The organism is Marinitenerispora sediminis, assembly GCF_003336425.1.
Lineage (GTDB): Bacteria > Actinomycetota > Actinomycetes > Streptosporangiales > Streptosporangiaceae > Marinitenerispora > Marinitenerispora sediminis.
The window spans coordinates 1-7,234 of sequence record NZ_QEIO01000203.1 but is presented as its reverse complement, the minus strand read 5'-3'; the positions used below and the strand labels follow the sequence as shown (position 1 = coordinate 7,234).

Genomic DNA, 7,234 nt, shown 5'->3' with positions numbered 1-7,234 from the left:
GACCCACACCGGCCACGGCTACTGCTTTCTGGGTATCCCGTGCTCCGGCCGTGTCACCAGGGGCGACGGCACCGCCGACGCGGGACCTACGTCCCGCCCCGGTCCCCGGGCCTGCCTCCCGGCCCCGGCGTAGGCGGTATCCGGGAGCCCGAACGCGGCCCCGACCGGTTCTCCGGCCGGGGCCTGAACGTTCTCCGCTCCAGGATGGGCGGGGGCGCGGCGCCCGTTCGCGGGCCCCCGTGCCGGGGTGCGGGTCGGGTCGGCTTGACCTCCATTTAACTGGAGGTTGTCCACTGGTCTCCGAGAAACCACAGGAGTCAGTACTTCCCCCCGGAGGGTCACCCTTGTCTGTTCAGCCGTCCACCGAGAACGCCGCGCCGCCGTCCGCCCGCCCGGGATCGCCATGGTGGCGGGCCGGCGCGGTAGGCGTCGCCGCCGCCGTCGCCGCCAACCTGCTCCTGCTGGGCGCCGGGCACCTGCTCGGTGCCTCCATGACGCACCCGGATCCCTCCGGCGCGACCGTCGGGGTCACCGCGGGGGGCGTCGCGTTAGCCTCGGCGCTTCCGCTGGCCCTCGGCTTCGCGGCCGCGGTGGCGCTGTCCCTGCTCTGGAAGGGCTTCCTGCGGACCGCGCAGATCGTGGGCACAGCCCTGGCGCTGCTGTCCGCCGTGAGCCCGCTGCTCCTCGACACCGACACACCGACGCGGGTCGTGCTGGCGCTCATGCACGTGGTCCTGGCACCGGCCGTGTGGCTGAGCATCGCCGCGGTGCGCCGCCGGGCGCTGTCCTGACAGCCGTGTGCACGGGGCCGCGGCCCCGTGCACACGCTGCCGGCCTGTACGGGCGCGCCGCGTTCGCGGGCGCGCCGCGCGGCGTCACCCGGGGCGGTCGACCTTGCCGCGCCAGGCGCCGGTGGGGACGCGCCGCGCCTCGATGAACTCCTTGAACCGCTTGAGGTCGGACTTCGCGCGCCGCTGCACCAGGCCGAGCTTGTCCCCCAGCTGCTCGACCAGGCCCTCGGGCACGGTGGTCAGCTGGAGGGTCACCCGCGACCGCTCGTCATCGATCCGGTGGAAGGTCACCACACCGGCGTGCGTGGTTCCGTCGATGGTCCGCCACGCGACCCGCTCGTCCGGGAGCTGCTCGGTGATGACGGTGTCGAACTCCCGGCGCTGCCCCGCGATCTCGATCGTCCAGGCCAGGTGGGTGTCGTCGCGCTGGACGACGTGGACCACTCCCTCCATGAAGTGCGGGAAGTCCTCGAACTGGGTCCACTGGTTGTACGCCACGTGCACGGGGACGTGGACCTCGATGCTCTCGGTGACGTCGGACATGTTCACTCCCCTCCTACGTCGCGCCGGACGGCCGGCGCCGTCCGTACTCCGCGGCGTAGCAACCGGCTACCCACCTCTCCCGGCCTCATTCCTCCGTATCCGCCGGGCTTTTCGTTCCGGGCCGCCGGGGGCGGGCCCCGCCGGGCCGCGGCCGGACGGCCTCGGGGAGACTGGGCGCGAGGCCAGTGCCCGGTGCCGCGCCCGCCGCCGGCCGAAAGCGCCGCGCGGCGGCCGGACCGCACAGCGACCAGGACAGCGGCCGCCCGGGGCCGGGACGCGGAACGTCCGCGGCCCGGTGCGCCCGCGCGGCGACGAGCCGAGAAGGGTGTAGGGGTAGTCGGTATGAGTGAGCATTACAACGTGCTGGTGCTGGGCGCCGGCCCGGGCGGGTACGTCGCCGCGATCCGCGCCGCCCAGCTGGGGCTGACCACGGCGGTCGTCGAGGAGCGCTACTGGGGCGGGGTCTGCCTCAACGTGGGCTGCATCCCGTCCAAGGCGCTGCTGCGCAACGCCGAACTCGCCTACACCCTGTCCCACGAGGCGGACGCGTTCGGCATCGGGGGCGCCGACGGGCTGACGTTCGACTACGGGGCGGCCTACCGCCGCAGCCGCAAGGTGGCCGACGGCCGGGTCAAGGGCGTGCACTTCCTGATGAAGAAGAACGGGATCACCGAGTACACGGGGCGCGGGACCTTCGTCGACGACTACACCCTCTCGGTGCGGACCGCCTCCGGCGAGACAAGGACGGTCACCTTCGACAACGCGATCATCGCCACCGGCGCCTCGGCCAACCTGCTGCCCGGCACCGCGCTCTCCGAGCGGGTGGTCACCTACGAGGAGCAGATCCTCGCCGACCGGCTGCCGGGCAGCGTCATCATCGTGGGGGCCGGCGCGATCGGGATCGAGTTCGGCTACGTCCTGCGGAACTACGGCGTGGACGTCACCATCGTGGAGTTCCTCGACCGGGTGGCGCCCACGGAGGACGAGGAGGTCTCGGCCGAGCTCGCCAAGCAGTACCGCAGGCTGGGCATCAAGGTGCTCACGTCGACCCGGGTGGAGTCGATCGACGACTCCGGCGACCGGGTCCGCGCGGTGGTCGCCTCCAGCGGCGGCGAGACCCGGACGCTGGAGGCCGACACGGTGCTGCAGGCCATCGGATTCGCGCCGAACGTCACCGGCTACGGGCTGGAGAACACCGGCGTGAAGCTGACGGAGCGCCGCGCGATCGACGCCGACTCCCGGGGCCGCACCAGCGTGCCGCACATCTACGCCATCGGCGACGTCACGGCCAAGCTGATGCTGGCGCATGCCGCCGAGGCGATGGGGATCATCGCCGCCGAGACGATCGCCAGCGCCGAGACCCAGGAAGTGGACGTCCGGATGATCCCGCGCGCCACCTACTGCCAGCCGCAGATCGCCAGCTTCGGTTACACGGAGGCGCAGGCGCGCGAGGCCGGCTTCGACGTCCGGGTCGCCAAGTTCCCGTTCACCGCGAACGGCAAGTCGCACGGCCTGGGCGACACCCGCGGGTTCGTCAAGATCCTGTCCGACGCCCGCTACGGCGAACTTCTCGGCGCGCACATGATCGGCCCCGAGGTCACGGAGCTGCTGCCGGAACTCACCCTGGCGCAGCAGTGGGACCTGACCGTCCACGAGGTCGCCCGCAACGTGCACGCCCACCCGTCGCTGAGCGAGGCGGTGAAGGAGGCCGTGCACGGCCTCGCGGGCCACATGATCAACTTCTGAGGGCACCGGCGGCCGGGCGCGGCGGCGCGTGGGCGGTCCACGGCGCTGCGGCCCGGTCCGCCGGAGACCGCGGGGTCAGCGCGCCTGGTCGGCGGAACGCGGGCGGGTGGCGCCGAGCTCCGGCGCGTCCGGTGTGTTGAGCGTTGTGTGCACGGTACGGGCGACCGCCTGTACGGTGTCGATTCCGTAGCGCATCCCGGCGTTGCCGTCGGTCAGCACCACGAGCCGGTACGGGCCGGCGGGGGTGCCGTCGAAGGCGCCGACGCTGTTCACCCGCCAGACGTCGGTGTCGCCGTGCGGCAGCCAGCCGTTCTTCACGTACACGCGGGCACCGGGCGGTGCTCCGGCCGGCACGCCCCAGCGCTGGTCCTCGGCCACGCTCGCCATGAGCCGGCGGGCGTAGCCCCGCTGCGGGGCGCCGAGCACACCGTCGCCCTCGGTGAGGGTCCGCAGCAACCGCAGCTGGTCGAGGGCGGTGATCCGCATGAGGCCGACGGCGTCTCCGGGGTCCAGCCGGGTGCGGGTCAGGCCCGCGCGGTCCAGGAAACGCTGGATCCGGGCGCGGCCGAGCTCGTCGCGCAGCCGCACCGTGGCGTCGTTGTCGGAGACGGTGATCATGGCGGTGGCGAGCCGGTGCTCCTCGCGGGTCAGCGGGCGGCCCTGGTCCATGGTCGTCCGCAGCAGGGCGCCCAGCACGACGACCTTCCCGACGCTCGCGGCGTCGAACTCACGGGTGGCGCGGTAGCCGCAGAGCAGGTCGCCGCCGAACGCCGAGACCCCGACGGCGACGGCGCCGTCGCGCGAGCCGACCACGGAGGCGATCCGGGCGCCGAGCCGCTTGGCGAGCGCCGGGTGCAGCTCCGAGCCGCAGACGACGGTGTCGGCGCGCGCCGGGTCCCCCGCGGCCTCGGCGGCAGGCCGGGCCGGCACCGCGTGGGCGGGCGCGGCCGGCCCGACGGCGAGGGCCAGCCCCAGCGCGAGTGCGAGAGCGCGGACGAGCCGGGAGGGTGTTCTCCGGCGGCCGGGCGGCCCGGTCAAGCATCTACCAGTGTGCGGCATGTATCAGGTTCCGGGTAGACGGCGCGGACGGCGGTCCTCTCGGCGGCGGGCAAGGCCGACCTCCCGCACCGGCATCGGCTCGGGAAAAGGACCGCCTCAACACTGTAAACGGATCACCCGGAACAAACCAGCAGGTCAACGGCCGATTCCGCGCGTGCCGTCCGTCGGCGCGCCACACTCCGCCGCCGGCGCGGACGGGGCGCCGGGTCAGAACTTGTCGATCCGCCGCGCCTCGCGGGCCGCGGCGACGACGGCGGCCAGGTCCACCCCCGCGGCCGCCGCCACGGCGGCCGCCACCGCCCCCTCCACGAACGGTGCGTCGACGAGCACCACGTCCGGCCGGTCGAGGTCCTCCAGGACGGTCCGCGCGGTGAGCACCGCGCTGCCGAGGTCGGGGATGACGGCGACTCCGGCGCCGCGGTCGGCCGCGCGGACGGCGGCCGCGACCAGGTCGTAACTGGTGCCGAGCCCGCCCTCCTCCGTACCGCCGGCGGTGGCCAGCGGCACGGAAGCGGGGGCGAGCTGGCCGAGCAGGTCGGCCAGCCCCTCGACGAGCCGGCCGCTGTGGGAGACGAGGACGATACCGACGGGAGCGCTCATGCCCACCGAGGGTAGTGCCGCCCGCGCCCCGTCCGCGGGAGGGCGCGGGGGTGCGGCCGGTCGCCCGCCCGCGCCGCGCGGCCGGCATGGCCGGGGGCCCGCGCCGCGACCCCCGCACGCTTGACAGTGATCCAGCACACACCTAGCGTCCCTCTCAGCGTCCACCGCCGGCACGCCCGGGAGGCCCCAGGGCCGCGCGGTTCGCGTCCGTCCGCCGAGCCGCCGTGGGAGTGCCGCGTGAAGAAGTTCCTCAACAGCGCCGAGTCCTTCCTCCCGGAGGTGCTCGCCGGGCTGGCCGCCGCGCATCCGGACCTGCGGGTCGACCCGGCCGCCCGCATCGTGGCCCGGGCGGCGGGAGCGGTGGCCGGGAAGGTCGGGGTGGTCTCGGGGGGCGGCTCGGGGCACGAACCGCTGCACGCCGGCTTCGTCGGCGAGGGCATGCTGGACGCGGCCTGCCCCGGGGAGGTCTTCACCTCGCCGGTGCCCGACCAGATCGTCTCCGCGGCCGCCGCGGCCGACGGCGGGGCCGGGGTGGTCTTCGTGGTGAAGAACTACACCGGCGACGTCATGAACTTCGAGATGGCCGCCGAGCTCGCCGCCGACGAGGGCATCGCCGTGGAGACCGTCCTGGTGGACGACGACGTCGCGGTGCGGGACTCCACCTACACCGCGGGACGGCGCGGCACCGGCGCCACGGTGTTCGTGGAGAAGATCGCGGGAGCCGCGGCGGCCGGCGGCGCCGACCTCACCGCCGTCGCGGATCTGGGGCGCCGCGTCAACGCCGCGTCGCGGTCGTTCGCGGTCGCGCTGACCGCGTGCACCACACCGGCGTCCGGCCGGCCGGGCTTCGACCTGCCCGACGACGAGATCGAGGTCGGCGTCGGCATCCACGGCGAACCGGGGCGGCGCCGGGAGAAACTGCGTCCGGCGCGCGAGATCGCGGCCGACATGGTGCACGCGGTCATGGACGACCGCCCGCTCCCGCCCGGGACCGAGGCGATCGTCATGGTCAACGGCCTCGGCGGCACGCCGCTCAGCGAGCTCTACCTCGTCTACGGCGAGGTCGCCGCGGCGCTGGCCGACCGCGGGATCACGATCGTCCGCAACCTCGTCGGCGACTACGTCACCAGCCTGGACATGGCGGGGTGCTCGGTGACGGTCTGCGCGGTGGAGGAGCCGTTCCTCGCCCTGTGGGACGCGCCGGTGCGGACGCCCGCCCTACGCTGGGGTTGCTAGCGGACCACCTGGGCGCGGGCGGGCCCGGCGCACGGTCGTCCGCACCGCACGCCCCGACGGAAGGAGGACCGGTGGAGACCGATCTCGCCCGTGCCTGGCTGCGGGCGGCGGCCGCGGCGATCGAGGTGAACCGCGACCACCTGACCCGGCTCGACTCCGCGATCGGCGACGCCGACCACGGCACGAACATGCACCGCGGCTTCACCGCCGTACTCCAGGCCCTGGACGGCTACCCGGCGGCCACCGCCGGCGACGTGCTCATCCGGGCGGGCGGCACGCTCATCTCCCGGGTGGGAGGCGCGTCCGGTCCGCTGTACGGGACGGCGCTGCGCACCGCGGGCAAGCGGCTCACCGGGGAGCGCCCCGACCCCGCCGGGCTGGCCGCGGCGCTCGCGGACGGGCTGGCGGCGGTGTGCCGACTGGGCTCGGCCCAGGTGGGCGACAAGACGATGGTGGACGCCTTCGCCCCGGCGGTCGACGCCCTGCGCGCGTCGGCCGATGCGGGCGAGGACCTCGGCACGGCCGCGCGGGCGGCGGCGGAGGCCGCCGAGGCGGGCCTGCGCGCGACCGCGCCGCTCCAGGCCCGCCGGGGCCGCGCCTCCTACCTGGGCGAGCGCAGTATCGGCCACGAGGACCCCGGCGCCGCCTCCACCGCCCTGCTGTTCCGCGCACTGGCCGACGCCGCGGCCCGCCCCGCCGGCTGAGAGCGGGCGCGGGCCCCCGCTCCGGCGCGCCCGCCGTGGGACCCGGCTGGGCCGGCCTTTCACCGTGTCGATGGCCGCTTCGGTCCACTGGCGTAGGAGAGCCGGACGGCCGTGCCGGGGTTCCTCGTGCGCGCGGACGGGCCTGATGAGGTGCGCCCCGCGCCGAGCGGTGCCGAACGCCTCGAACCGCTAGCGAACCTGCCCCTGGTCGGGGCTGGATCGGCATCCGCCCCTCCCGGCCGCGCCGGCCGCGCGGAGTGTTTCCTGGTCTCGCGGGAGGCCGCGCACGGTGGCGGAGTGGAGACGGTCAGCCGCAGGCCGTCGGTCCAAGGCGACCCGACGGGCCAGGGCCTGGATGAGGGAGCTGGTCAGCTACCCCGCGTCGTCGAGCCGCCGTACCCGGACCGCTGTGCCAGGTGGCAGAACAGGTGCCCCGGGCGGGGATCCGGCGGAACCGGTCCGGTGGCGGGTGGAGGGTCGGAGCCGGGAACCGGTGGGCCGTGGCCAGGCGCGGCAGTCCGGCGCCGCCGGGCCCGGGCGGGGCTCGGGCTCTGC

At 75.1% G+C, this 7,234-nt stretch carries 7 protein-coding genes; 4 read left to right on the top strand and 3 right to left on the bottom strand.

Annotated features, from left to right (window positions below; all coding sequences use genetic code 11):
• Window positions 1–344 precede the first annotated feature (344 nt).
• Complete coding sequence (locus DEF28_RS24550) at window positions 345–791, top strand: DUF6069 family protein (RefSeq protein ID WP_114399655.1); 447 nt, start codon at window positions 345–347, stop codon at window positions 789–791.
• Window positions 792–875: 84 nt separating this feature from the next.
• On the opposite strand, the gene DEF28_RS24545 is transcribed toward DEF28_RS24550, so the two are convergent.
• Complete coding sequence (locus tag DEF28_RS24545; RefSeq protein WP_114399656.1) at window positions 876–1,334, bottom strand: SRPBCC family protein; 459 nt, start codon at window positions 1,332–1,334, stop codon at window positions 876–878.
• Between the two features lie 342 nt (window positions 1,335–1,676).
• On the opposite strand from DEF28_RS24545, the gene lpdA reads away from it, so the two are divergent.
• A complete protein-coding gene (gene lpdA, locus DEF28_RS24540; RefSeq protein WP_114399657.1) occupies window positions 1,677–3,080 on the top strand; it encodes a dihydrolipoyl dehydrogenase in 1,404 nt (467 codons plus the stop codon).
• Between the two features lie 75 nt (window positions 3,081–3,155).
• Here the strand turns inward: lpdA and DEF28_RS24535 are convergent, their stop codons facing one another.
• Window positions 3,156–4,118 (bottom strand): serine hydrolase, encoded by a 963-nt coding sequence (locus DEF28_RS24535; protein ID WP_233515517.1) that lies wholly within the window; start codon window positions 4,116–4,118, stop codon window positions 3,156–3,158.
• Window positions 4,119–4,346: 228 nt separating this feature from the next.
• Window positions 4,347–4,739 (bottom strand): dihydroxyacetone kinase phosphoryl donor subunit DhaM, encoded by a 393-nt coding sequence (dhaM, locus tag DEF28_RS24530; RefSeq protein WP_114399659.1) that lies wholly within the window; start codon window positions 4,737–4,739, stop codon window positions 4,347–4,349.
• Between the two features lie 237 nt (window positions 4,740–4,976).
• On the opposite strand from dhaM, the gene dhaK reads away from it, so the two are divergent.
• Window positions 4,977–5,975 (top strand): dihydroxyacetone kinase subunit DhaK, encoded by a 999-nt coding sequence (gene dhaK, locus DEF28_RS24525; RefSeq protein WP_114399660.1) that lies wholly within the window; start codon window positions 4,977–4,979, stop codon window positions 5,973–5,975.
• A gap of 71 nt (window positions 5,976–6,046) precedes the next feature.
• Window positions 6,047–6,679 carry a dihydroxyacetone kinase subunit DhaL gene (gene dhaL / locus DEF28_RS24520; RefSeq protein ID WP_114399661.1) on the top strand — a complete coding sequence of 211 codons (633 nt, stop codon included), beginning with the start codon at window positions 6,047–6,049 and terminating at the stop codon, window positions 6,677–6,679.
• The last annotated feature ends 555 nt before the right edge of the window (window positions 6,680–7,234 follow it).

Coding starts and splice junctions, on each gene's coding strand:
- lpdA (WP_114399657.1), top strand. CDS start 1,677: ATGAGTGAGCATTACAACGTGCTGGTGCTGGGCGCCGGCCCGGGCGGG.
- DEF28_RS24545 (WP_114399656.1), bottom strand. CDS start 1,334: ATGTCCGACGTCACCGAGAGCATCGAGGTCCACGTCCCCGTGCACGTG.
- dhaM (WP_114399659.1), bottom strand. CDS start 4,739: ATGAGCGCTCCCGTCGGTATCGTCCTCGTCTCCCACAGCGGCCGGCTC.